22 protein-coding genes are annotated in these 23,649 nt (G+C 65.5%); 14 read left to right on the top strand and 8 right to left on the bottom strand.

The window, feature by feature from the left end; translation table 11 throughout:
- Both A39O_RS33000 and A39O_RS0110500 read left to right on the top strand, forming a co-directional pair.
- Positions 1-324 (top strand): hypothetical protein (locus tag A39O_RS33000; RefSeq protein WP_040527685.1); only part of this gene is annotated, 324 nt, incomplete at its 5' end.
- Positions 325-539: 215 nt separating this feature from the next.
- The gene (locus A39O_RS0110500) at positions 540-1,304 is read left to right on the top strand and encodes a GvpL/GvpF family gas vesicle protein (RefSeq protein WP_020504615.1); all 765 of its coding nucleotides are present in this window, start codon (positions 540-542) and stop codon (positions 1,302-1,304) included.
- A gap of 283 nt (positions 1,305-1,587) precedes the next feature.
- On the opposite strand, the gene A39O_RS36465 is transcribed toward A39O_RS0110500, so the two are convergent.
- The gene (locus tag A39O_RS36465; RefSeq protein WP_020504617.1) at positions 1,588-2,373 is read right to left on the bottom strand and encodes a TIR domain-containing protein; all 786 of its coding nucleotides are present in this window, start codon (positions 2,371-2,373) and stop codon (positions 1,588-1,590) included.
- Complete coding sequence (locus tag A39O_RS0110515) at positions 2,370-3,629, bottom strand: hypothetical protein (protein ID WP_020504618.1); 1,260 nt, start codon at positions 3,627-3,629, stop codon at positions 2,370-2,372. The genes A39O_RS36465 and A39O_RS0110515 overlap by 4 nt, the downstream gene beginning before the upstream one ends.
- A gap of 193 nt (positions 3,630-3,822) precedes the next feature.
- Here A39O_RS0110515 and A39O_RS0110520 point away from each other — a divergent pair, with 193 nt between their 5' ends.
- The gene (locus A39O_RS0110520) at positions 3,823-4,590 is read left to right on the top strand and encodes a hypothetical protein (RefSeq protein WP_211211567.1); all 768 of its coding nucleotides are present in this window, start codon (positions 3,823-3,825) and stop codon (positions 4,588-4,590) included.
- An 11-nt stretch (positions 4,591-4,601) separates the two neighbouring features.
- Entirely contained in the window at positions 4,602-5,177 is a 576-nt protein-coding gene (locus A39O_RS0110525; protein ID WP_169338432.1) for a hypothetical protein, read from the top strand.
- 19 nt (positions 5,178-5,196) lie between these two features.
- On the opposite strand, the gene A39O_RS0110530 is transcribed toward A39O_RS0110525, so the two are convergent.
- The 3 genes from A39O_RS0110530 to A39O_RS0110540 form a co-directional block, all read right to left on the bottom strand.
- Positions 5,197-6,597, bottom strand: coding sequence for a serine/threonine-protein kinase (locus A39O_RS0110530; protein ID WP_322786444.1), 1,401 nt, complete (start codon positions 6,595-6,597; stop codon positions 5,197-5,199).
- Positions 6,594-7,466, bottom strand: coding sequence for a c-type heme family protein (locus tag A39O_RS0110535; RefSeq protein WP_020504622.1), 873 nt, complete (start codon positions 7,464-7,466; stop codon positions 6,594-6,596). Before A39O_RS0110535 ends, A39O_RS0110530 begins: the two co-directional genes overlap by 4 nt.
- A 145-nt stretch (positions 7,467-7,611) precedes the next feature.
- Positions 7,612-8,631, bottom strand: coding sequence for a peptidoglycan-binding protein (locus tag A39O_RS0110540; protein WP_020504623.1), 1,020 nt, complete (start codon positions 8,629-8,631; stop codon positions 7,612-7,614).
- A 282-nt stretch (positions 8,632-8,913) separates the two neighbouring features.
- Between A39O_RS0110540 and A39O_RS0110545 the strand changes: the two genes are divergently transcribed.
- Positions 8,914-9,456 (top strand): hypothetical protein, encoded by a 543-nt coding sequence (locus A39O_RS0110545; protein ID WP_020504624.1) that lies wholly within the window; start codon positions 8,914-8,916, stop codon positions 9,454-9,456.
- Here A39O_RS0110545 and A39O_RS33015 read toward each other — a convergent pair.
- Positions 9,438-10,712: a ribonuclease H-like domain-containing protein gene (locus tag A39O_RS33015; RefSeq protein ID WP_157639957.1), complete on the bottom strand. Its 1,275-nt coding sequence runs from the start codon at positions 10,710-10,712 to the stop codon at positions 9,438-9,440. The two genes, A39O_RS0110545 and A39O_RS33015, sit on opposite strands and share 19 nt — an antisense overlap.
- Positions 10,702-13,152 (bottom strand): DEAD/DEAH box helicase, encoded by a 2,451-nt coding sequence (locus A39O_RS0110555; RefSeq protein WP_020504626.1) that lies wholly within the window; start codon positions 13,150-13,152, stop codon positions 10,702-10,704. Before A39O_RS0110555 ends, A39O_RS33015 begins: the two co-directional genes overlap by 11 nt.
- A gap of 320 nt (positions 13,153-13,472) precedes the next feature.
- On the opposite strand from A39O_RS0110555, the gene A39O_RS0110560 reads away from it, so the two are divergent.
- Positions 13,473-14,462 carry an adenosine kinase gene (locus A39O_RS0110560; protein ID WP_020504627.1) on the top strand — a complete coding sequence of 330 codons (990 nt, stop codon included), beginning with the start codon at positions 13,473-13,475 and terminating at the stop codon, positions 14,460-14,462.
- Between the two features lie 20 nt (positions 14,463-14,482).
- Here the strand turns inward: A39O_RS0110560 and A39O_RS36470 are convergent, their stop codons facing one another.
- The gene (locus A39O_RS36470; RefSeq protein WP_020504628.1) at positions 14,483-15,682 is read right to left on the bottom strand and encodes a right-handed parallel beta-helix repeat-containing protein; all 1,200 of its coding nucleotides are present in this window, start codon (positions 15,680-15,682) and stop codon (positions 14,483-14,485) included.
- A 160-nt stretch (positions 15,683-15,842) separates the two neighbouring features.
- Here A39O_RS36470 and A39O_RS0110570 point away from each other — a divergent pair, with 160 nt between their 5' ends.
- The 8 genes from A39O_RS0110570 (at position 15,843) to A39O_RS0110610 (ending at position 23,642) form a co-directional block, all read left to right on the top strand.
- Positions 15,843-16,403 carry an FmdB family zinc ribbon protein gene (locus A39O_RS0110570; RefSeq protein ID WP_020504629.1) on the top strand — a complete coding sequence of 187 codons (561 nt, stop codon included), beginning with the start codon at positions 15,843-15,845 and terminating at the stop codon, positions 16,401-16,403.
- Positions 16,404-16,587: 184 nt separating this feature from the next.
- The gene (locus tag A39O_RS0110575) at positions 16,588-17,127 is read left to right on the top strand and encodes a glycine cleavage system protein R (RefSeq protein ID WP_020504630.1); all 540 of its coding nucleotides are present in this window, start codon (positions 16,588-16,590) and stop codon (positions 17,125-17,127) included.
- Positions 17,128-17,275: 148 nt separating this feature from the next.
- The gene (locus tag A39O_RS0110580) at positions 17,276-17,737 is read left to right on the top strand and encodes a peroxiredoxin (RefSeq protein ID WP_020504631.1); all 462 of its coding nucleotides are present in this window, start codon (positions 17,276-17,278) and stop codon (positions 17,735-17,737) included.
- 199 nt (positions 17,738-17,936) lie between these two features.
- Positions 17,937-19,355 (top strand): PhoH family protein, encoded by a 1,419-nt coding sequence (locus A39O_RS0110585; RefSeq protein ID WP_020504632.1) that lies wholly within the window; start codon positions 17,937-17,939, stop codon positions 19,353-19,355.
- 189 nt (positions 19,356-19,544) lie between these two features.
- On the top strand, positions 19,545-19,970 hold the full coding sequence (locus tag A39O_RS0110590) for a DsrE family protein (protein ID WP_020504633.1): 426 nt from the start codon (positions 19,545-19,547) through the stop codon (positions 19,968-19,970).
- A 129-nt stretch (positions 19,971-20,099) separates the two neighbouring features.
- Positions 20,100-20,363, top strand: coding sequence for an FmdB family zinc ribbon protein (locus A39O_RS0110595; RefSeq protein WP_020504634.1), 264 nt, complete (start codon positions 20,100-20,102; stop codon positions 20,361-20,363).
- A 311-nt stretch (positions 20,364-20,674) separates the two neighbouring features.
- On the top strand, positions 20,675-20,875 hold the full coding sequence (locus A39O_RS0110605; RefSeq protein WP_020504636.1) for a hypothetical protein: 201 nt from the start codon (positions 20,675-20,677) through the stop codon (positions 20,873-20,875).
- Positions 20,876-20,885: 10 nt separating this feature from the next.
- The gene (locus A39O_RS0110610) at positions 20,886-23,642 is read left to right on the top strand and encodes a sensor histidine kinase (RefSeq protein WP_020504637.1); all 2,757 of its coding nucleotides are present in this window, start codon (positions 20,886-20,888) and stop codon (positions 23,640-23,642) included.
- Positions 23,643-23,649: the final 7 nt, after the last annotated feature.

The raw sequence follows: 23,649 nt of genomic DNA on the forward strand, positions 1-23,649 counted from the left end.
AAGTCCGGACTGCCGGCCAGCGAAGCGGCCATCGTGGTGGACATCGTCCGCGAACTGCGTGAGCAGAGCGTCAACCATCATCGCCCGACCCTGCGCGCCTGTATCGCCATCGCGACCGTCCTGCAGAACTGCAAGCTCAGCCCGCGCGCCGACAACCTGTTCTTCCGCGACATCTGCCGCGACATCCTCGATATGGATGTCGCCAAGGTCCGCCGCGACGGCAACTCCCTGGACGAATCCCCCATCGATGAAGTGGTGGCCCGCATCAGCGGCCGGTCACGGCGCCCGCAGGCCGTCCCTGCGCCGCGCGAACGCGTGTTATAGTCTTCGCAACCGATATCCAGACAGCGACGTGGCGTCGGGGCGGGTTTGACACCCGCCCCCAGCTCCGGGTAGCGCGTTATAGCCATCGGACGTGATAACCGGACGTAGGGGCGGGTTTCAAACCCGCCCCTACACCAAGGGTCTGTCCGGATATCAGGTCGGAAGGCGATAAGGCGCCACCCATGACAACCCGCCGTTGAGCGAGAGGCCCGACCATGCCATCACCGAGCAAGCGAGCCACGGCGCTCGGGCGCTACATCTACGCCATCGTCCCCGATCAGGGTCGGCAGGAACTGGGGACGATCGGGCTTGATGAGGGCTTGGTCTACACCATCGGCGACGGTCGGGTCGCCGCGGTCGTCAGCGATCTGCCCAGCGGGCGCATCCGCCCCCAGCGGCGCTACCTGGCCGCCCACCAGGGGGTGCTCAAGCAGGTACTGCAAACGGTGACCCCCCTGCCCACCGCCTTCGGCCTGGTGGCCGATGACGACACGGCGATTGCCCGCATCCTCAAGGACAATCAATCCGCCTTCCTGAGCCAACTCAAGCGGGTAGAGGACGCGGTGGAGATGGGTATGCGCCTGGTGCTGGACGTACCCAATATCTTCGAGTATTTCGTCGCCACCCACACCGAACTGCGGGAACTGCGCGACGAGGTCTTCCGTGACGGCGCAGCCCTGACGCAAGACCAGACCATCACCCTCGGGCGCGCCTTCGCCGACCTGCTGGAGCAGGAGCGCGAGGACGCGACCGACCGGATCGAAGCCGTGATGCAGACCTGTTGCCGCGAACTCAAGCGCAATAACTGCCGTACGGAAAAAGAGATCATGAATCTCGCCTGCCTGGTGCCGCGCGCCAATCTGGAGCGATTCGAACAGACCGTGATGCAAGCCGCGCAGCCGTTCGACGACAGCTACGCCATGGACTTCAACGGACCCTGGGCACCCCACAACTTCGTGGAGTTGGATATCAAGCTGTAACCTTCAGCCGGGCGTTGATCATCGTTCCGGCCAGTGCCCGTGCGTCGGCCTTGATCGTAATCCCGGCCAGCGGCGTGCGTAGTCAGGGCTTCCAGCCCTGACGGTGTCAGGCCAGGATGGCCTGACTACGCACCCGGCGAGTCCAAGTGGCCGGAATCTTGATCGAGGCCCGTGCGTCGCGCATCGATGACTCCACGATTCCACAATTGAGAAGACCGCTTTCGACGGCGTCGGCAATCATCCTGCGTACTTCCGCCTGTTGAAGGTGTTGCGCTTCGTCTCGTTAGTCGATGGCGCGCAACTCAACCCGACTGTTGCCCAGTTCGATCAGATCCCCGACCGCAAGACGCTGCTCGGAGAGCATGCGCACGTGGTTGACGAAGGTGCCGTTCGCGCTGTTGAGATCGGTGAGGGTCACGAAGGGTATCTGATCCGCCGCGATAACGTTGAATTGCGCGTGTTTGCGGGAGACGCAGTCGTCGCCGAGTTGCAGGTCCGCGCCCTCCGCGCGCCCGATCGTGGCCGACCGGTGAACATGGAGCACGCGTTCGCCGCCGGTGCCGTTCGGCAACTGGATGAACAGCCGAAGATCCGCTTGGCGGGTTTCGCGAATGATGGTGGTTTGGTCCAAGCTCGCTTGAGGCTGGGCTCGCGCCTGGGGGCCCGGCGGCGTCGCCTTGCCATCGACCAAAGCGAGCAGGCGCGCCGCCGCCTGTGCGGGGTTCGAGCGAAAATCGATGTACTGGATGGTCCCGAGTCGCAGGTGGAGTTCGCCGGGGTCGCAGCCGCGCGCCATGACCGGAATGACCCGGCCGCGCAGATGCTCCAGCGCCCAGTGTGTTTCGGACTGCACCCACTCGGACTGCTGGGCGTCCGGGGAGAGGACGACGATGAACCAGTCGGTCTGCGCCAGGGCGCTGCGAATCTGCCGTTCCCAGTCGGCGGCCATCGGGATGTCGGTCGCCGAACACCACGCGAACATCCCCGCGTGATCGAACACCGGTTTGATGTGCGCGAGCACGAAGTCAACGTCCTTGCTGGAATGGCTGATGAAGACGCGTTGGCTCAAAACCGATAGCCAAAGTTCAACTCAAAGCCGTCGATATCACCCTTCCCGTAAATGTATTTCAGACCAAGACCGAAGGGGTGACTCGCAAGGTTTGGCGCCAACTTGTCGGCCGAGCGCCGCGGGCCGATGCTGATGCCGACCTCCTGGTAGTTGTCGTTGTAGAGTGCATCGCCGAAGAACCAGGTGCCGGTGACGAAGAAATCGAGGCTGAATTCCCGGCCCCAATAGCGCTTCTGCAGCGGCATGGACAGCAACAACCCGTTGCGACTGATGGTGTTTTTCAGATTGTAGTCGACGTTGAAATCGCCGATGCGCAGCGGCATCGTCATGTAGTAGCCCAGCAGGTTGCCCATGCTGAGTGAGAATCTGCCGTTATCGAACAGCAGCAGATCGCTGGTCACGGACAATGACAGGAGGTGCCCGAGCGATCCCAAATCCGTGGACCCGGCGATACCGTAACCAAACGACGGCGTCAGCGCCCACCGGGAGACGATGTTCTTCTTGTAGCTCAGACCCAACTGGCCGCGATAGGCCGTGGCGCCCTCGACCTCGATGTAGGTCAACGGCAGCCGTACAATCAGCTTGTCGTGATTGGCGAAGGTGTAGGCGTAAGACATCGGCAAGGTGTAGACGTTCTGCGTAAACTGGTCCAGACCATAGCTGCCGAACCGGGCCCCGATACCGAACGAACTGCCGGGCCCGAGGGTGTCGTAAGCCGGATCCGCACCCGCCTCATAGTCGCCGCTGACCATCTGGCTCAGCAAGCTGGCGGGATTGCCTGCCAGGGGATCGACCGCGGACACCCGCAGCAGCTCGCGAAGGATATCTTCGCCGTTCTGCTTGATGTAGTCTTCAAACAGGTCGTTGCTGGCATCACGGGTGCCGCCTTCGAAGGTCTCATTGATCCCGAGACTCGGCACCGAAAATGCCAACTGGGTGGAGTTCTGAGCGTAATCCAGGGTGACCGGCAGACCGCGAACATCAAGCTGGAACGCTCCGGCGGAAACCGCCTCGTCGTAGCTCGGGAATTGCTGTCGGAGTTCCGCGGTATCGATGGCATCGATGATGTCCTGGATATTGTTCGAACCGATACTCGCGACTTGACCATCGACACAGAGCGTGGCGTTGAAGATGTTGTTGTTGGCCGGCGCCGAGCAGGACTCGGCAAACAGCGCGCCGCTGTTCAGTGCCAAACCGCTACAGATCGCCGCGACCACAAAACCCGAAGCCTGACCCCACGAACCGGAAGTGCTCATGACGAAATCCTCAAGTTAACGACAAACATCGGGTGATGCGGCGATTTCTACCCAAAACTCCCGTCGCAACAACCGGACGGGGCATTCCGGCATGGTATCGCACAGTCGCTCGATCTCAACGCAGCTAGACTTTACGGGTTTTCCCCGATATCAGCAACCGGCGAGCGACGGCTGACTTCACAAGGTAGCAAAGATGATTCGAGCTCACTTCAAGCGCTTGAACGGTGTACCAACGATCATCGCCCTGGCGACAGGATTGTTGACCGCCGGGTGCGTGACGACCGGTGATATCCAGGGGATGGCAACCACCGGGCTGTCAACGCTCACCGGGGGCACGCAACCGCAAACGCAGACCGCCGCCGGCGCGTCACTGACCCCGGCCGAGCAGCGGATGCGCCAGCAGAGCAAAGCCTTCCAGAAAACGGTCTGGGAAGGGGTCTTGATCGGCGCCGGGGCGGGTACCCTGTGGGGCGTCATTCAGGGCGACAAAGCGAAGGATGTGCTGCTGAAGGCCGCGATCGGCGGCGCGGTGGGCGGGCTCGCGGGGGCCTACATCGCCTCCAAACAGAAGCAGTTCTCGAGTAAAGAAGATCAACTCGATGCGATGATTGCCGACGTCCGTCGCTCCAATCAGGAGACCGAAGCGCTGATTGCGAGCGTCCGCCAGGTCATTGCCGAGGACAAGAAGCGGCTGGCCGCGGTCGAACAGCGCTATCGCAAGGGCCAGGCGAGCCAGACCGAGGTGGCTGACGCCCGCCGGCGCATCACGGATAACCGGGCAGTCATCGCGCAGGCGAGCACCGGCGCCCGTGAGAAACAGACCATGTTCCAGGGTGCCGAACGCCAGTATCGACAGGACAATCCGGGCACCGACACCAAACCGATGCAGCGCGAGCTCGAAGTCTACAACCGCAACCTCAGCACCCTGGACAAACTCGCGGGCAGCGTGTCCGTCGCTTAGGAGGCAGCATGATGATTGCACTGGACACGGCGGAGATCGACATCGCGCTGTTCCGCCAATCAGCCTGGCGTCGGCCCATGCGCGGCCTGCGCATGGCGACTGCCGGGCTGGCGCTCGTTCTGGGCGGCTGCGCGACCAGCCCGGACCCGCATCAGGGCGGGTTCGTCAGCGGCATCGTGGGTCTGGCCGGGGGCGGCTATCAGCGGCGGATCGATGAGCGGGAAGGAACCTATCAGGGTGAACGCGACGCCGGGCAGCAACTCAAGGCGCAGGCGCGGGAACTGGAACAGGAACGGGCCGCGGTGCGCTCCGACCTGAAGCGGGCGAATGCGCGGCTCGCGGACCTGGAGCAGCGCCTGGCGCGGCAGCGGGCCGCCCTCAAGGCGCAGGGTGCGGCAGCCAATCGTGCCGAGGCCCAACGCCTCGCCAAGGCCCAGGCGCGGGTGGCCGGCACCAAGGGCAGCTTGCGCAGCATCCGACCCGAAGATCAGTCGGTAGCGGAGCTGAAAGCGCGCTCACAAGCGGTGGCTCGGGATTTGGACGAGATCGACACCCTGGTTGCCGCGGTGCGCGGCACAGGGTTCTGACACAGTTGGCGGTAGTCGCCTAACCGCCGTCCCGCTCACGCAGAAAAGCCGCGCGCTCGGCCGTGGGACCGATGTGAGCGGCCAGCAGATCCCAGAACTCCTCCCGGGTCTGCGCCAGTCCCAGTGCCCGCTGGACCAGTATCCGGGCAATCGGCCCCAAGGTCTTGGCCAGTGCCTGCTGGGCGCGCTCGCGCTCATCCGGCAGGATCGCCACCGGCGAGGCGGGCAGCGGCGGCGGTCCCGCGAGCGTCGGTCCGGCTCCGGACTCGATCCCGGACCCGGATAAGCCAGTGCGGGTGCTCTCCAACGCATCCGCGAGAAATTGCCGACGGTCGTCCGGCTGATCGATCCGTTGAGCCAGCGCATTGCACAGATCTTGCACCGAGGTCGCAGTCCGCATCGACCGATGCATCAGATAGCGGGCGATCGGGCCGACGTGCTGGGCAAATCGACGTTCGATGCCGGAGAGCAGCACTTGGTCGAAAGCGGCCCTACCGGGTGGCGGCACCGCCGACTCACGAGCCCGCACCGCCATCACCGTCTTGTCGATCACGGCCAGCGGCGCTGACTGGACCGCAGCCCCGCCGACCGCCTGGCGGATCGCGTCGGCCATCGCGTCCGCACTGGGAAAGCGGTCTTCCGGCCGCTTGGCCAGCGCCTGGTGCAGCACGGCGCTCAGGCGGGGACCGGCCACGTCCGCCAACGCGGAACCGGCGCTCGGCGGTTCGTTCAGCAGACTGTAGACAACCTCGGTGAAGCTCTTGCCGGGAAAGGGTCGCTGACCGATCAGCAGTTCCTGTAGCACCGTCGCCACGGAAAACAGATCGGTGCGCAGATCGACGGCGCCGCCGCGGCATTGCTCGGGGGACATATAGCTGGGTGTTCCGATCGCCGTACCGGCGTGGGTCAGGTCCGAGTTGTCAATCCGCGCGATGCCGAAATCCATCACCTTGATCCGTCCACCGCTCATGATCAACACGTTCGACGGCTTGATGTCACGGTGGACGATACCGAGCGCATGCGCACAGGCCAAGGCATCCAGCACCTGCAGGATAAACTGGACTGCCGCGGCAGGCGTGAAGCGCTCCCCATGCGCCAGCACGCGATCGAGCCCCAGACCTTCGACGTATTCCATCGCCAGGAAAGGATTCCCCTCATGCAGGGCAAAATCGAAGATCGCAACGATCCCTGGATGATTGCACCGCCCGGCTGCCTGCGCCTCCCGCTGGAAGCGTTCGATATAATTCTGTCGCTCCTCGCCATCGAGCAGATCGGCGCGGATCAGTTTGATCGCGACTTTCCGATCGATCGCCGGATCATGAGCCTCGTAGACAATGCCCATTGCACCGCGCCCGAGGGTGCGGACGACCCGGTAGCGGCCAATCGTCGGCGGCAGGTCCGCGGGTTGGTTGATCTTCAGCCCTCCAGGAGTTTCATCGCATTCTCCAAACTGCGGCGCATCCGGTTGAACGAAGCAGCAAGGGAGGCGATCTCGTCGGTCCCTTTCGGCTGGATCTCCGGGGCATTCATGTTACCCGTGCTGATCTCGTCGGCAATGAGCGACATCCGGCGCACCGGCCGCACGATCATCGTGGTCAACAGAATATTGAGCAGCACCATCATCACCAGGAACACCCCCGCCAAACCGCCCAGATACAGCTTCAGCGCGGTATTGGCCCGGTCAAGCGCAACCTGCAGCGGCACCGAGACGACCTGAACACCAACCACCTCGCCCAGCTTCCAGCCGAATCCGTTGGCTGTGCCATACAGATCGGTCATGGTTGCCGGCGCGGCGGCGGGAGTCGAGTGGCAGGTCAGGCAGGCTGGATCTTTGAGCCGGATGGGCTTGGAGAACGACAGGGTCGGCCCAAACGCCGAGTCCCGCGTACTCACGAACTCGGAGAGTTCCGGATGCCGCGTAAACTCGCCGATGATGTCCGCTTCCCAATCCGTGGCCCGGTCGGCAGGGTTCGTGGGATTCAGCGACGCCTCCTTGTAGGTATAGCTCGGCAATTGCTTTTGCAGGGTCCGCATATTGGTTTGCGCGGCCCAGGACGGCACGGTGTGAGGTAAGAAACGCAGCTTGCTCTGTTCCTGAAGCAGCGGCACGATCTCTTCGACCGTATAGATACGACTGGCGGCAGCCGCGTTGATAATGATCGACGCCTCGCGCAGCACCTCGCGGCGGGCGTCCGCAATCGTGACCTGATAAAGCAGGGCAGCGGCCAGCCCGAGTCCGAAGACGAAGGCCGCGAGCATCGCCAGATTAAACTTGGTCTTGAGGCTCATGTGACTGGCTCCTGGTGGTGTTCACGTGGCCGCGCGTCGCGCCGGCCCCTATCGGCCCCCGGCTAAACCGCGTCCAGCGCGAAAAGCGTAATTTTCATAGTGTGTTCGGCCTTGGGGATTTCACCAACTTCGGTGGAGACGCGGTTTAGTTCCGAATGAAAAGCCGCGCGGCTTGCTCCCCGGTGATGGTGCCCGTCATCGCCACGCCGAGCTCATGCTGAAAGCGGCGGATTGCCGCACGGGTCTCGGGCCCAAAGCGGCCGTCGATGGCGGCCCCGTAATAACCCAACCGGGCCAGTCCTTCCTGCACGCGCCGTCGGTCGTTGTCGCTCATCGCGCCTTCGTTGGGGAACTGGTCCGGAACGGCCGGCTCGGCCCCGGCCGGCATGAAGGCCGGCGGGACTGAAGGGGGCGGATCATCGGCCGCCAGCGGCCGCGACACCGACGGCAAGCGCAGGGCGGCCATGACGGTTCCCGGATGATCCCGCAGTTTCCCCTCCGCCGCGGTCAGCAGCGCGCCGGACTGAAGGTCAGGCGCGTTCAGGCCAGCCGCCAGAACCACCGCCAAAGCGGTCGGTTCGGCCGTGGGCAACGGCGTCGTCGCGGCGATCAGACCCACACCGGGGGGCACGCTCAGCGCATTCAAGGTCTCCAGCACGGGTGCCGTCACGCCAACGGCAGGCATCAGATCCAGTGCCAACACCCCGCGACTCGGCTGGCCGCGCACCAGCATGTCCGACAGCACCTTGGCCAGCACGCCTTGGGTCATGACATCCGTGGGTCGCTGGATCGTCGCCGATACCGGAAGCAAAAAGGGGCGATCATTCATCCCCGCGGTATAACCACAGACATAAACGAACACGCTCGCATCCGGCGCCGCCGCCATCGCACGATTGAATTCATCGATCGCGGCCGCCAACCCTCCGCTGGTCACGTCCTGTCGCTCGATCACCTGAAAGCCCTGCCCGCGCAGCGCAGTTGCAAGTTCCCGGGAGGACACCATGCAAGTCGGTAAGGCCGGGAATGAGGCATAGGCACTGTTGCCGATGACCAGCCCGATCCGCGCCGGCTGCGCCAAGACCGGCCTCACCGTGAGGAGGAGCCAGGCGCAGGTACAGAGCAGGATTGTTCGAACGATCACGGCACCGGAGTTTCGATCGTACATTGCGTGACGCCTCCCGGCGGGTTGGTCTCGGCACTCCGGAACCTGGAGGTCTGCATCTTATCTGAGTCCGATTCCCACGGATTTTAAAATTGTAGCACGCGACCCGGTCTACCAGGGTCCGCGCAGTTCCGTCACCTGCTCAAGGTGCCATGAAAGGTACCGGGCGACGGCGTTGCGAGCATGTGGGTTGGGCTGACAGGACGACTCGTGGTTCAATTCCACCTGACCCGTCGGTAACGGGTCTTTCGCACAGCGACAATCACACTGAGGAAACAACGCAACATGCTCCGCGATCACCCCCTGGCCAAGGCCCTGACCGTCATCCCGCTCCTGTTCGGTGCCCTGGCGACCCCCGCCGCCCCGGCTGCTGAGATCCGGCCGCTGAACACCGCGGTGATCAAGGCGACCACCGGACTCTGCAACCGCGGAGCCATCTGCCACGTGGACAAGGCGGGCGTCTGGATACCGCCGACCCGGGTGGCGATTGTCAGCGTGCTGGCGGCGGAACAGGCGGAGGTCGCGCTCTACGTGGATCTGGAGGTGAGTACCCGACCGGAGATGTACCAATGCGCCGGCAATGACTCCAACGGCTGTATCTTCCGCATGAAGTACGCCGGCCCCGGACTCTATGTCTATGGCGCCAACAGCGGGAACACCTATCTGGGCTCCAATGTCACCGACACCAGCATCAGTTTTCCGACCGGATATGGAATCATCGTCCCGGCCGGAACCCCGGTTTATGTCCACCTGGACGTGCGCAACCAGAGCCTGATCGACCTGAAGGTCGACCAGGACGCCTGGATTTACTATGTTCCGGTCGAGTAGGGCTCGATGGCCAGCTCGATCTGACCTGCCGGCCGCTCACGGTCCAGCTTGATGCGCAGACGCGCCTGGCGGCGTTCCCGCTCCGGCCCCGCCGGCAGGGATTGCGTGAGTAAGAGCGCCCGGGTCAGGTCGCCGCGGTGGTGCTCGCAGTAGCGCGCGAGCGCCGCCCGCGCGTTCGCGTCCCCGCGCGCCGCCAGGGCTTCCCAGATGCCGCTCGCCTGCACCCAATCGCCCGCCCGGCGGTACAACCGTGCCAGGTCGTGCAGTCCCGACGCGTCCAGATCCTGCCGATTGGCGGCCAGGATGCGCAGGGCACAGGCCGGATCGCGGCGCTGCCAGGCGGCGGCGACCAGACGACAGTCCGCCCCGTGGGCGGCCGGGTCCCGATAGACGCCGGCCAGGGCCGGGAGCAGGCCAGCCAGCGAGAGGAGATCGTCGCGGTTGTGCCGCAGCACGGCGGCCAACTGGGCGGTCTCGCCGCGCCGCAGCCAGCCCAGCCAGGCGGCCGGGGCGGCGGCACCCGGCAGGTCGCCGCTGCGCTGAAAACCGAGCAGACGGGACTCGGCGGTCACCAGCCGGCAATCCGGCCACCGTCGAGCGAAGGCCCGGCGCGTGGGACCAAGCAGATCCAGGTGCGGGAGATCGTCCAAGGGATCCGCCCGGCCGGCGAGCCGGAACCGGGTGGCGAGCAGCGGGGCATCGAAGGCGCGGCCGTTATAGGTGAGCAGCGCGGCGGTGCGGGTCAGCTCGGCGGCGATCAGATCCAGATAGACCGGCTCCGCGTCCAACCGGGTCAGCAGATACTGGCGCAGCAGCCACTCCCCGCCATCCGCGCGCAGTAAGCCGGTCAGAAATGCCCAGGTGCCCGTGCCGCCCGCCAGTCCGCTGGTCTCGGTATCGAGACAGAGCCAGGCCCCCGCGGCGCGGGCTTCCAGCCCGCCTCCACCGTTCTGACCCGCCTCACCCCAGGGTAGCTCACCCCAGGCCGTCATCCCGGCCGGCAGCACCCGCCCGTATCGCCGGTCGTTGGAGAGGCGCCGCTCCAGCCGCAGCACCCCCGGCGCCAGGCTCTCGGCCCCCAGGGCGTTCGCCAGGGCGCCCTCGTCGGGCATCCCAACCGGGATCCGGTCGGCCGTCCGCCCGACCCCCACCCGGCGCAACCGCTCGGCCAATGCGGGCCGGTCGGCCGCGGGTGCGGCCGGCGTCGGGTCCGGTGCTTGACCCCGGATGCGGCGCAGCCGCTCTTCAAACCCCATGATCCGCCGCCGCATCGGTCGCACACGACCCTTCCAGCAATCCAAGCACGCGCAGTGTCGCCGCCCGCGGCGTGATCGCCCGCTCCGCGTCGCCGGGCAGCACGGGTCCCACGCAGGCGGGGCAGCCGCCGCTGCATCCGCACCCCGCCACCAGCTCGCGGGCATCCCGCACCAGGGTCTCCGCGGCATCGTAGAGCGGTGCCGAGAGCCCCACCCCGCCCGGATAGTTGTCGTAGAGAAACAGGGTCGGCTCGAAGCGGGCGACCGCGGTCTCCTCGACCAGCGCGTTGTCGGGTCCGCGCAGGTGACCGCGTCCGTCGTTGCCGGTGACCGCAAACCAGGTTCCCTGACCGTCACCGACGGCCCGGCCCAGGTCATGCAACTCGGCCATGGAGCGCAGCGCGGCCACATGATGCAAGGCATAGGCGGCGCCCAGGAACCCCTCGATCGCCTGCTGGCGGTCGGGCAGCAGCGCCTCCAGCGCGGCCGGCTGCGCCTGCCACCAGACGGCCGTGGTGTGCAGTTCCTGATCGGGCAGATCGATGTTGCCGTAACCGATGTTGTCGTGGCTGTAATAGCGGATCTTCTTGTAACCGGGGTAGCGGCGGACCAGATGGACCTCCCCCTGGGCCACCACCCCGCCCGGTGCCGCGCCCGCCCCGCTCGCCCGTCCCTCGAAACGGTCGAGGATCTTGAGCCGGGTATAGTCGATCGCGTCGGTGTAATAGTCGGCCCGGGTGCGGGTGACAAAGGCCTTGCGGCCCGGCCAGTCCAGCCGCTCCACCTGATAGGGCTGCGACTGGATCATGTAAATGGCCCCGACATAGATGGTGCCGGGGGCGCTGGACCAGTCGACCTCGGCGATGATGGTCGCAGCCCCGCCGGTGGTGTCGATCACCACGAAGTTGCCCTCCGCCACCGAGCGCAGCGAGACCGCGTTGGCCGGATAGCTGTCCGCCACCCAGAACCACTGATCCCCCTGACGCTGCAGGACCCCCTCGTCGCGCAGATAGGAGAGCATCTCCGGCAGATCCTCGGCGCCGAACTGGTCACCATCGCGGAACGGCAGTTCGAAGGCGGCGCAGCGCACGTGTTCGAGCAGGATCAGGAGCTGATCCGGATGGATACGGGCGTGCTCCGGGGAGGCATCGAAGAAAAACTCCGGATGGCGGACCAGATATTGATCGAGCGGGTCGCTGGTCGCGACCAGCACCCCAAGCGACGGGCGCAGCCGCCGTCCGGCCCGCCCCAGGCGCTGCCAGGTGGCGGCGATGGTGCCCGGATAGCCGTTGAGGATCGCCACATCCAGGGCGCCGATGTCCACCCCCAACTCCAGGGCCGAGGTACTCACCACCAGATCCACCCGGCCGGCGCGCAGCGCCTGCTCGGCGGCGCGCCGATCGCTCGGCAGATAGCCGCCGCGATAGGCCAGCACCCGCGGCGGGCGGCGCGGGTCCTTGTCGAACACATCCTTCAGGTACTTGGTGATGACTTCCACCATCAAGCGGGAGCGGGCAAAGACGATCGTCTTGAGCCCCGACTTCACCGCCATCCGGGCGATACGGGTGGTCTGCGAACGCGCGGAGGCGCGGATGCCCAGATCCGGATTGATCACCGGCGGATTCCACAGCAGCAGCGAGCGCTCGCCTTGCGGGGCGCCGCTGCGCGTGATGGCGGCCACCGGTTCACCACAGAGGCGCTGCGCCAACTCCGCCGGGTTGGCGATGGTGGCCGAGGTAAAGATGAAGGTGGGCGACACCCCGTAGAAGCGGCAGATGCGCCGCAGCCGGCGGAACACATTGGCCACGTGCGAGCCGAAGACCCCCCGATAACTGTGCAGTTCATCCACCACCACGAAGGCCAGACCCTCGAAAAACTGGGCCCACTTGGTGTGGTGCGGCAGGATCGCCTGATGAAGCATGTCCGGGTTGCTCAGCACCAGATCCCCGCGGGTGCGCACCGCCTTGCGGGCATCGCCGGGAGTATCGCCATCGAAGGTATAGGCACGGATTCCGGTGCCGCCGGCCGCCGTGAGCGCCCGCCCCAGCTCGGTCAACTCGGCCACCTGATCCTGCGCCAGAGCCTTGGTGGGAAAGAGATAGAGTGCCTTGCGACCATCCCGCAGCACGGCGTCCAGGACCGGCAGGTTATAGCAGAGTGTCTTGCCGGAGGCGGTCGGCGTGGCGACCACCAGATGCCGCCCCGCCCGCGCCAGGTCGAATGCTTCGCGCTGGTGGGCATAGAGCCGGGGAACGCCGCGCGCGATCAGGGCCGCGGCCAGGCCCGGCGCCAACTCGGGCGGCAGGTCGAGCCAGGCCGCCGGGGTTGCCGGGCGGACCAATGCGCCGCTGATCCGCGCTTGATAGCGTGTCGTCAGCCGCTCCTGGAGGCGGATCACCGCCTGGTCCGGTGCGGCAGGCAGTCGACCTGAGTCTGGCATCGTCTGGAGTCCCCGGATGATCTGGCACGACCGGCAGGTTACACCGAAGACAAGGCGAGCGCTGAGCCCACCGCGACGGTTGCTTGATGAGCCGCGGACGGTCCGCACAGCGGACCCTACGGTAACACCGTGACCTGTAGGGTCCGCTGTGCGGACCGACGACCGTGCAAATCGCGCGATGGCCGGGTTTATGACCAAGGCGGCCCGCGCGAACGACCGGCGTCGAAGACCGATGTTCTCCCCCGCGCCCGCAAGACTCTTCTCAGGAACCGGCTTCAGGTAAACTGCCGACATTCAATATACCGACCTCCGGAGTCTCAATGGCACGCTATCACGTTTACGGCATCGGCAATGCCCTGGTTGATATGGAATATGAGATCGACTATGCCGACCTGGAAGCACTCGGCATCGACAAGGGGGTCATGACCCTGGTGGACGAGGCCAAGCAGCTCGAGATCATGCTCTACCTCGCCTCGCATCACCATCAGCGCGGCTCCGGCGGCTCGGCCGCCAACACCATCATCGCCCTGAGTCAGTTCGGCGGCAGCGCCTATTACTCCTGCAAGGTGGCCGACGACGAACTGGGCCATTTCTATATGCACGATCTGCGCGAGGGCGGTGTCGATACCAACCATCACACCGAGAAGGATCAGGGTCACACCGGCCGCTGCGTGGTGCTGGTCACCCCCGACGGGGACCGCACCATGTGCACCTTCCTGGGTGTGAGCGGCAACCTCTCCGACAACGAACTGGTGGAAGCCGCCCTGCGCGATGCCGACTGGTTCTACACCGAGGGCTATCTGGTCACCTCCCCCGGCGCCCGCGCGACATCCATCAAGGCGCGTGAGATCGCCGCGGCAGCCGGTGTGCGCACCGCCATCTCACTCTCCGACCCCAACATGGTCACCTATTTCAAGGACGGCCTGCTGGAGATGATCGGCCCCGGTGTCGATCTGATCTTCGCCAACGAATCCGAGGCCATGGGTCTGGCGGGCACCGACAGTCTCGACGTCGCGCTCGATTATCTCAAGACCCTGAGTCGTGAGTTCGCCGTCACCCGCGGCCCGAAAGGCGCCCTGGTCTGGGACGGCCGGACGCTGATCCGCATCGTCGGCAACAAGGTCGATGCGATCGACACCGTCGGCGCCGGGGACATGTTCGCCGGGGCCTATCTCTATGGACTGACCCAGGGTTGGGACCGCCAGCGCGCGGGTGACCTGGCCTCCGCCGCCTCCGCCCGGCTGGTCACCACCCTGGGACCGCGCATCCGGCGCGAGGAAACCCAGGAGATCCTGCTGGGATTTGCCTGATCGGCACGGCCGCAGACCGCCTAGGGCCCGTCCCGCCCCGTGCCGGCAAGGGGCAGTTGCTCCCAGGGCAGCGCCGGATAAGGCGCTAACCCTGCCGCCTTGCGGTTTTTGAACAGGACGTTGGTCTTGTCATAGGGCGTCGCGTTCCGGGCGACGATCCGATTCCCGCCGACCTCGACCTGCACCCGTTCGTCGACCAGATGCAGCAACCGCACGGACCCTTCACGATCGAGCACAATCAGATTGTTGCGCAACACCACCCGGTCTGCCGGGTGGTGCCCCAACCCGGTTTCCAGGCCGAAGCCGATGACATCACTGTTGGCCGTATCGGGCCCCTCGAACAGCAGACTGTCGGTGATCGTCAGAACACCGCCGTTGGGTGCGTCGATCAGGCGGCTATCGACCCCGTTCAGGGAGGCCACGACACTGCGCACGATGGTGGTCTCGGCCGCCCTGGTCTTGATCTCGTGGCCCTCGCCGCGTGCCGCCAGAAACAGACTGTCGGCAATGGCTAAGCGTCCGCCGCCGATATAGATTCCATGCGCCTGCCCGCGATGGCCCAGACGCTCGAAACGGCTCGCGCGGATATCCACCAGCCCAGGGTTCGAGCCGGTCAGTATGCCCTGCTGGGCATCATGGAAATAAACCCGCTCGACTGCGAGATTCCGACCTTCGAAACGGATACAAGCACCATTGCCGTCAGGGACCGCGATCTCGCGGCATTCGATGTCACTGATCCGGACATTGTCCGCGGCGACGACCAGACTCCCTTTGCCGCGGGCCGTCCCCTTTTCGAAGACCACGTGTCCGTGGCCGCGGATGCGGACATTGGAAACCCGAATGATCAGCGGGCTCTTGTAGATTCCCTCACCAATATCGAGCGTAGCGCCGGGGGTCAGCGCATCCGCCGCCGCCTGCGCTGACGCAAACAGCCGGGTGCCGATGCGTGCGGAGCCCGGCGGGGGGGCATCGGGCCCCCCGGGCCGTGGCCGCCAGGCCGGAATCCGGCTGAAGACCAGGTCGTCCGACAACCGCTCGCGCCCCGGATCAACCGCGGCGAGGAGTGGCAGGTGCCCGGTGCCGGTGAGGAAGGCGCTCACCCGTTCCCGCGCGGTCCAGACCAGGTCGGGCTTAAGCACCCAGACAGCGCCGAAGACCACATGCAGCGCGAGGCCGGCGATGACGAAATACCAGAGTAGCAGCAGTTTCAGGATTCTCATAAGGTGATTTCCGGGATAAGGATCTGCCAACGTGTAGGGGCGACTTAAGTCGCCCCTACAGCCCCCAGTAACGCGTCGGAAATACGACAACGATCAAGCATGTCACGTACCGACCGACTCGGTTAAGATCCGCCGATAGCCTGAACCCGGAGTCCACGCGATGCCTGTCTACGAGTTCTACTGCCCCGACTGCCACACCATCTTCAACTTCTTCGCCCGCCGTGTCGACACCGCCACCCGGCCCGCCTGCCCGCGCTGCGGCCGACCGGAGCTGGGGCGTCAGGCCAGCCTCTTCGCGATCAGCAAAGGGCGGGGACAGTCCGCGGAAGCGGACGACACCGCACTGCCGGCCGGCATCGACGAGGAACGAATGATGCAAGCCTTCGCCACCATGGCGGGGGAACTGGAGGGCCTGGACGACACCGACCCCAAGCAGGCCGCACGCCTGATGCGGCGTCTGTTCGACGCCTCCGGGCTCAAGCTGGGCGACGGCATGGCCGAGGCGATCCGCCGCATGGAGGCCGGGGAGGACCCGGAGCAGGTCGATGCCGAGCTGGGCGACACGCTGGAGAGCGAGGACCCGTTCGCCGTCTTGACCGCGGGCAAGAGCGGCGCGGACGCGTTGCGCAACCTGCGCCGCGAACTCTTACCGGCCGCCCGCGACGACACCTGGTATCCCCTGCACGGGTCGGATCATGGAACGATTCGGACAGATGCATGATTGAATAAGCGTTTTTATCAGATACTCGATCGTCTCGCCGGTCGTGCGCGCCGCATCCACCATGGGCCGCACGCGACCCTCACATTTTGAACTGCTGCCGCACGCTCGACCCTGTACGACCGACCGAAGCCCCATGGTACACTCGCCCGCTCATCCGGCAACCCCAGACCGCGACTCTACGGACATGGCAACACAGAAGACTTACCTCGTGATCTCCGCCCTCGGCGAGGACCACCCCGGCATCGTCAACATGCTCTCAAAAACCATCCTGGAGCACGGCTGCAATATCGAAGACAGCCGCATGACCGTACTCGGCGGGGAGTTCGCCGCCATGCTCCTGGTCGAGGGTAAATGGAACACCCTGGCAAAGATCGAGAACGCCATCCCCGAGCTGCAGCGCCAGCTCAACATGACCATCATCACCAAGCGCACCGGTGAGCGCGCCACCGGGCGCAACCTGCTGCCCTATGCGGTGGACGTGGTGTCCATGGACCACCCGGGGATCGTCAACACCCTGGCCGGCTTCTTTGCCGACCGCAGCATCAATATCGAAGACATGGCGACCACGACCTATGCCGCCGCCCATACCGGCACCACCATGTTCTCGGTGCACATGACCGTCGGCATTCCCTCCGATATGCACATCGCCGGGCTGCGCGAGGAGTTCATGGACTATTGTGACGGGCTCAATCTCGACGCGGTCCTGGAGCCGCTGAAGGGCTGACTCCGCGGCGCGGGCTGCCAGCCCGCGCCGCCGACCCTGCTCGTGTCCCCGGCGCCGGCTCACCAGCCGGCGCCGACGCGAATTGCCGCGACCCGCCCCCACCAGGTTCATCGATCAGCAACCCTCTGAGACCAACAGGCAGCACCCCATGAGCACACGGCTAGGCGAACCGGTTCCGGACCTGGACCTCGCACTCACCGGCGGGCAGACCCGCAAACTCTCGGACTACCGCGGTCAGGCTCTGGTCCTCTACTTCTACCCCAAGGCCAGTACCCCCGGCTGCACCCAGGAAGGACAGGACTTCCGCGACGCGGCGGACGCCTTCGCCGACGCCGACACGGTGATTCTCGGGGCCTCGCGGGACGGGATCAAAGCCCAGGAGAACTTCAAGAGCAAGCAGGGCTTCCCGTTCGATCTGGTCGCCGACACCGACGAGGCCCTGTGCCGGACGTTCGACGTCATCAAGCTCAAGAAGCTGTATGGCAGGGAGAGCCTCGGCATCGAGCGCAGCACCTTCCTGATCGACGCCGCGGGCGTCCTGCGCCGGGAATGGCGCGGCGTCAAGGTGAAAGGGCATGTCGACGAGGTGCTCGCCGCGGCGCGTGCCTGACTGACCAGGACTTGCCCCTCGCTTGATCCCCCGACCGGGTGCTCCCGCTGATGGAGCACTTGATCGAGAACGCTTGATCCCAAGGTCCAGCAGCCAGTCGACATCCGATTGACCACGTCGGAAGTACGCGCACGACCGGTTCAGGTGCTTCCCGACTTCTCCCTAACGATTCCCGTGTTGACGGACTCACGTACTCCCGATGATCAAACGCGAAAACGACAAGACCTGCCTCTTCGTCCTCGACACCAACGTCCTGATGCACGACCCGACCTGCATCTTCCGCTTCAAGGAACACGACATCTTCCTGCCGATGGTGGTTCTGGAAGAACTGGATCACGGCAAGAAGGGCATGTCCGAGGTCGCGCGCAACGTCCGTCAGGCGACCCGCTTCCTGGATCAGCTCTTATGCAACGCGGACAAGGCCGAGATCGACGCCGGCCTGCCGATCGGCCCCACCTCGGCCAACGGCGGCGGCATCGTACTGCCCGCCTCCGGGCGGCTGTACTTTCAAACCCAGTTGCTGGAACTGCGGCTGCCCGAGTCCCTGCCCGGCACCTCACCGGACAACAACATTCTCGGCACCGCCCAGGCCCTGCGCGAGCGCCGGCCCGACCGCCAGGTCATCATCGTCTCCAAAGACATCAACCTGCGGATCAAGGCCGCGGTGCTCGGCATCCCGGCGGAGGACTATTCGAACGATCAGGTCCTGGACGACGCCGCGCTGCTCTACACCGGCGCGGAGCCGCTCCCCGCGGACTTCTGGGAGCACCACAGCAAGTCCATGGACTCCTGGAAGGAGCAGGGCCGCACTTACTACCGCATCAGTGGTCCGGACGTGGCCGATTGGTACCCCAACCAGTGTCTCTATACCGCCGATGACAGCGGCTTCGAGGCGATCGTGCGGGAGAAGCGCGGCGCGAGCGAGGCCCTCATCGAGGTGGTGGAGGACTACCGCCTGCCCCGTCACAGCGTCTGGGGCATCAACGCCCGCAACCGCGAGCAGAACTTCGCCCTGAACATGCTCATGGACCCGGATTTGGATTTCGTCACCCTGCTGGGCACCGCCGGCACCGGCAAGACCCTGCTGGCACTGGCCGCCGGTCTGACCCAGGTGCTGGACCGCAGTCTCTACCGAGAGATCATCATGACGCGGGTGACGGTTCCGGTCGGCGAAGACATCGGCTTCCTGCCCGGCACCGAAGAGGAGAAGATGACTCCCTGGATGGGCGCCCTGATGGACAATCTGGAGGTCCTGACCCGCCCCGAGGGCGGTGAATGGGGCCGCGCCGCCACCAATGATCTGATGAAGAGCCGCATCCGCATCTCCTCGCTGAATTTCATGCGCGGGCGCACCTTCCTCAACAAATACATCATCCTGGACGAGGCCCAGAACCTCACTGCCAAGCAGATGAAAACCCTGATCACCCGCGCCGGCCCGGGGACCAAGGTGGTCTGCCTCGGCAACATCGGTCAGATCGACACTCCCTATTTGACCGAGACCACCTCCGGCCTCACCTATGTGGTGGACCGCTTCAAGCACTGGCCCCACGGCGGTCATATCACCCTGATGCGCGGCGAGCGCTCGCGCCTGGCGGACTTCGCCTCAGAGGAACTTTAGACTGGAACTGGTACGGGGCGCCACGGCTGACGCGGCATCGTAGGGTGGACAAGCGCAGCGCAGCCACCAGTGGCGGTGCGGGATTCGGTGGACTGCGCTAGCGCTTGTCCACCCTACGGCCGGAAGGATGATCAAGGCCGCCGACGCCTTCGACGCCAGACCATCAAATCATTAACCGGAGCTACACCCATGAACAAGCTGATCATTGCCGCCCTCCTGGCCACCCTTGTCGCACTGCCCGCGGCGTTCGCCGCCGAGAAGCAGAAGCTCAACGTCGTCTACCACGTCTCCGAGGCCGAGAAGGTCCCGTTCGTACTCAACAATATCCAGAACCATATCGACGGCGTCGGCGGACCGGACAAGGTGCATATCGTGCTGGTCGTCCACGGCCCCGCCATCACCGCCTTCAATGAAGTCGAGGCTACCGAGAAGGTGCGCGACGGTGTGGCGAAGCTCAAGGACGAAGGGGTGGGGCTGGAGATGTGCGGCAACACGCTCAAAGGCTTCAAGCTCAGCCTGGATGAATTGCTCCCGGGCTTCTCGGTGGTCCCCGAGGGCGGCGTCACCAAGATTGCCGAACTGCAATCGCAGGGCTATGTCTACATCCGGCCCTGAACCCGGTGGGGTGATACAGCCACTTCGCGGCGCGGCGGAAGATGGCTGCAACCCCTGGGTTTGCATGGCGTCGCGTGATGCCTATAATCCCGGGGGATAAGAGAACATCGATAGACTTTGGAGCATTCAATGCCAACTTACGATTACCGTTGCGATACCAATGGCCGCGTACTGGAAGTCAGCCATCGCATGAGTGACCGGTTATCCACCTGGGGCGAGCTGTGCGCGCGCACCGGCCAGGAGACTGGCGACACACCCGCGGAGGCCCCGGTGCATCGCCTGGCCACCGGCGGCAACATTATCTCCAGCACCAGCCGCGGCAGCGGCGCCGCCCCGCTGCCGGCCTGCGCCAGCGGCAACTGCTGCCAGGGCGGCATGTGCGGACTGAACTGACGCTCGGCCGGGCCTTGATCATCGTTCCGGCCGGGTGGACAAGCGCTAGCGCAGTCCACCGAATCCCGCGTCGTCCTGGTGGAGTGCGCTGCGCTCGTCCACCCTACGATCGCGCTTGGCCTGAACAACGATCAAGGCGATGAGCCGCCTGATCGCCGCCGCGTGCCCCGCCAAGGACCAGGCAACGACGCGCGGGGGTTTCGTGTTCGTTTAGTATCGAGTGGATGAAGATTGCATCCAACCCCCGCACGCATTCTCCCGGCGCGGCACCTATACTTCGCGGCTAGTCCCAATCAGAGACCGGGTGAGCCATGCCCCGCGCCAACCTGCTGCGACAACGCCTGCTGGCCCTGTTCCTGTTCGCCCTGTTCGCGTTCTTTTCACCCATTGCGACCCGTTTCGAGGGGGTGTCGAACGCCTTCGGCATCCCCGCGCTCTATCTCTACCTGTTCGGCAGTTGGGCCCTGGTGATCGGGCTGGCCGCCTGGATCTGCTCGCGGAGCCGCGAGTGATCACCCGGCCATGATCTCGGGCCCGCTGATCATCGGTGTTGCCTGCGCCTATCTCGGGGTGCTGTTCGCGGTCGCCTACTGGGCCGACCGGCGCGCCGATCAGGGCCGCTCGGTCATCGGCAGCCCCACCGTCTACGCGCTGTCGCTCGCGGTCTACTGCACCGCCTGGACCTTCTACGGCAGCGTCGGCCGCGCCGCGGCCACCGGCCTGGGATTCCTCGCCATCTATGTGGGCCCGACCTTGATGGCCCTGCTCTGGGGCTCAGTGCTGGTCAAGATGGTCCGCATCAGCAAGGCCCAGCGCATTACGTCGATCGCCGACTTCATCGCCTCGCGCTACGGCATGAGCCAGTTGCTCGGCGGACTGGTGACGGTGATCGCCGTCTTCGGGGTAGTGCCCTATATCGCCCTGCAGCTCAAGGCTGTCGCCTGGAGCTTCACCATCCTGCTGCGTTACCCGGAGGTGCGGATGCCGGAGGCGCTGAATCTGCCCTTCTGGCAGGACACGGCCTTCATCATCGCCCTGCTGCTGGCGGCCTTCACCATTCTGTTCGGCACCCGTCACCTGGATGCGAGCGAACGTCACGAGGGGATGGTGGCCGCGGTCGCCCTGGAGTCCATCGTCAAGCTGGTCGCCTTCCTGGGCCTGGGGCTCTGGGTCACCCTGGGCCTGCTGGATGTGAACGGGACCATCGGCGGCCCCGCCCTGCCGCCGGTCGGCGCCGACCCGCGCGCGGCCGCCCTGCTGGACCCCGCGCTCAGTGCGCCGATCGATTGGTTCGCCATTTCACTGCTGGCCGGGCTCGCGGTGATGCTGCTGCCGCGCCAGTTCCAGCTCGCGGTCGTCGAGAACAGCGACGAACACCAGATCCGCCGGGCCATCTGGCTGTTCCCGTTGTATCTGCTGCTGATCAACCTGTTTGTGATCCCGATCGCGCTGGCCGGGCTGCTGGCCTTTCCGGAAGGCCAAGTGAACCCGGATACCTTCGTCCTGACTCTGCCGATGGCCTTCGGTCAGCCCTGGCTGGCCCTCATGGTGTTCATCGGCGGGCTCTCGGCGGCCACCGGGATGGTGATCGTGGAGGTCATCGCACTCTCGACCATGGTCAGCAACGATCTGATCCTGCCGATCGTGCTGCGGCGCCGGCACAACCGCCGGATCGATCTCGGCCGGCTGCTGCTGCGCATCCGCCGCCTGGCCATCGTGATCATCCTGCTGCTCGGCTATCTCTACTACCGGCTGGCCGGGGAGGCCTATGCGCTGGTCGCCATCGGGCTGATCAGCTTTGCGGCTGTCGCCCAGTTCGCACCGGCGGTGTTCGCCGCCCTGTACTGGCGCGGCGGCACCCGCGAGGGGGCGCTCGCCGGGCTCTCGGTCGGCTTTCTGGTGTGGCTCTACACCCTGCTGCTGCCCTCTTTCGCCCGCTCGGGCTGGCTGCCGCCGATCTTCCAGGAGTCCGGCGTCTTCGGCATCGATCTCCTGAAGCCCCAGGCACTGTTCGGGCTCACCGGCTGGAACGACGTGACCCACTGTCTGTTCTGGAGCCTGAGCGCGAACCTGGGCGCCTTCCTCGCCGTGTCCGCCTTGCGCCCGCCCAACGCGGTCGAGGCCGCACAGGCCAACGCCTATGTCGACGCGCCGCGCCACGGCCGGCGGACCGACCTGCCCCTGTGGCGCGGCAGCGTGGAGGTGGCCGAGTTGCGTGCCCTAGCCGAACGCTTTCTCGGCAAGGAGCGCACCGGCCGGGCCTTCGCCGACTTTGCCCGCACGCGCGGCAGCGCCACGCCGGAGGGTCTCCCGGCGGACGCGCAGACCGTCGCCTTCGCCGAGACCCTGCTGTCCGGGGCGATCGGCGGTGCCTCGGCGCGGGTCATGGTCGCCTCGGTCACCGAAGAGGAGACGCTGGGGCTCGACGAAGTCTTGAACATCCTCGACGAGGCGTCCCAGATCCGCGCCTACAGCCACGATCTGGAGCAAAAATCCCGCGAGCTCGAGGCCGCCACCGCGGAGTTGCGCGCCGCCAATCTGCGGCTCCAGGAACTCGACCGCCTCAAGGACGACTTCATGTCCTCGGTGACGCATGAGCTGCGCACCCCGCTGGCCTCGATCCGCGCCTTCTCGGAGATTCTCTACGACGATCCGGAAATCGAGGTCGGCGAGCGCAAACGCTTCCTCGGCATCCTGGTGAGTGAAACCGAGCGGCTCTCGCGGCTGGTGAATCAGGTCCTGGACCTGGCCAAGATCGAGTCCGGACATGCCGACTGGCTGATCGAACAGGTCGACCTGCACGAGGTGATCATCCAGTCGGCGGCGGCCACCGGGCAATTGATCGAGGGGCGCGGAGCGCGGCTCGTACTCGACCTGGGGGCGGCCGCGTGCCCGGCCTGGGTGCTGGCGGACCGGGACCGCCTGGTGCAGGTCCTGGTCAATCTGCTCTCCAACGCCGCCAAATTCGCCCCGACCGAAAACGGGGTCGTAGAGGTACGACTGAGCCGACTGGAGCAACGCTGGCTGGTCTGTGTCGCCGACAACGGTCCAGGCATCCCGGCGGCTGAGCTGGATCTGGTCTTCGAGAAATTCCGCCAAGCCTCCAGCAGCGGTGAGAAACCTATCGGCACCGGGCTGGGGCTGCCGATCAGCCGCCAGATCGTCGAGCGCTTCGGCGGCCGGATTTGGGCCGAGAGCGCAGCGCCCAAAGGTGCTACGCTTTGCTTTGAGCTGCCCGCGGCGCAACCCGATGTCCCGGATGAGACGCTGACTGCATGAGAATCAA

This window comes from Lamprocystis purpurea DSM 4197 (assembly GCF_000379525.1).
Classification (GTDB): Bacteria; Pseudomonadota; Gammaproteobacteria; order Chromatiales; family Chromatiaceae; genus Thiodictyon; species Thiodictyon purpureum.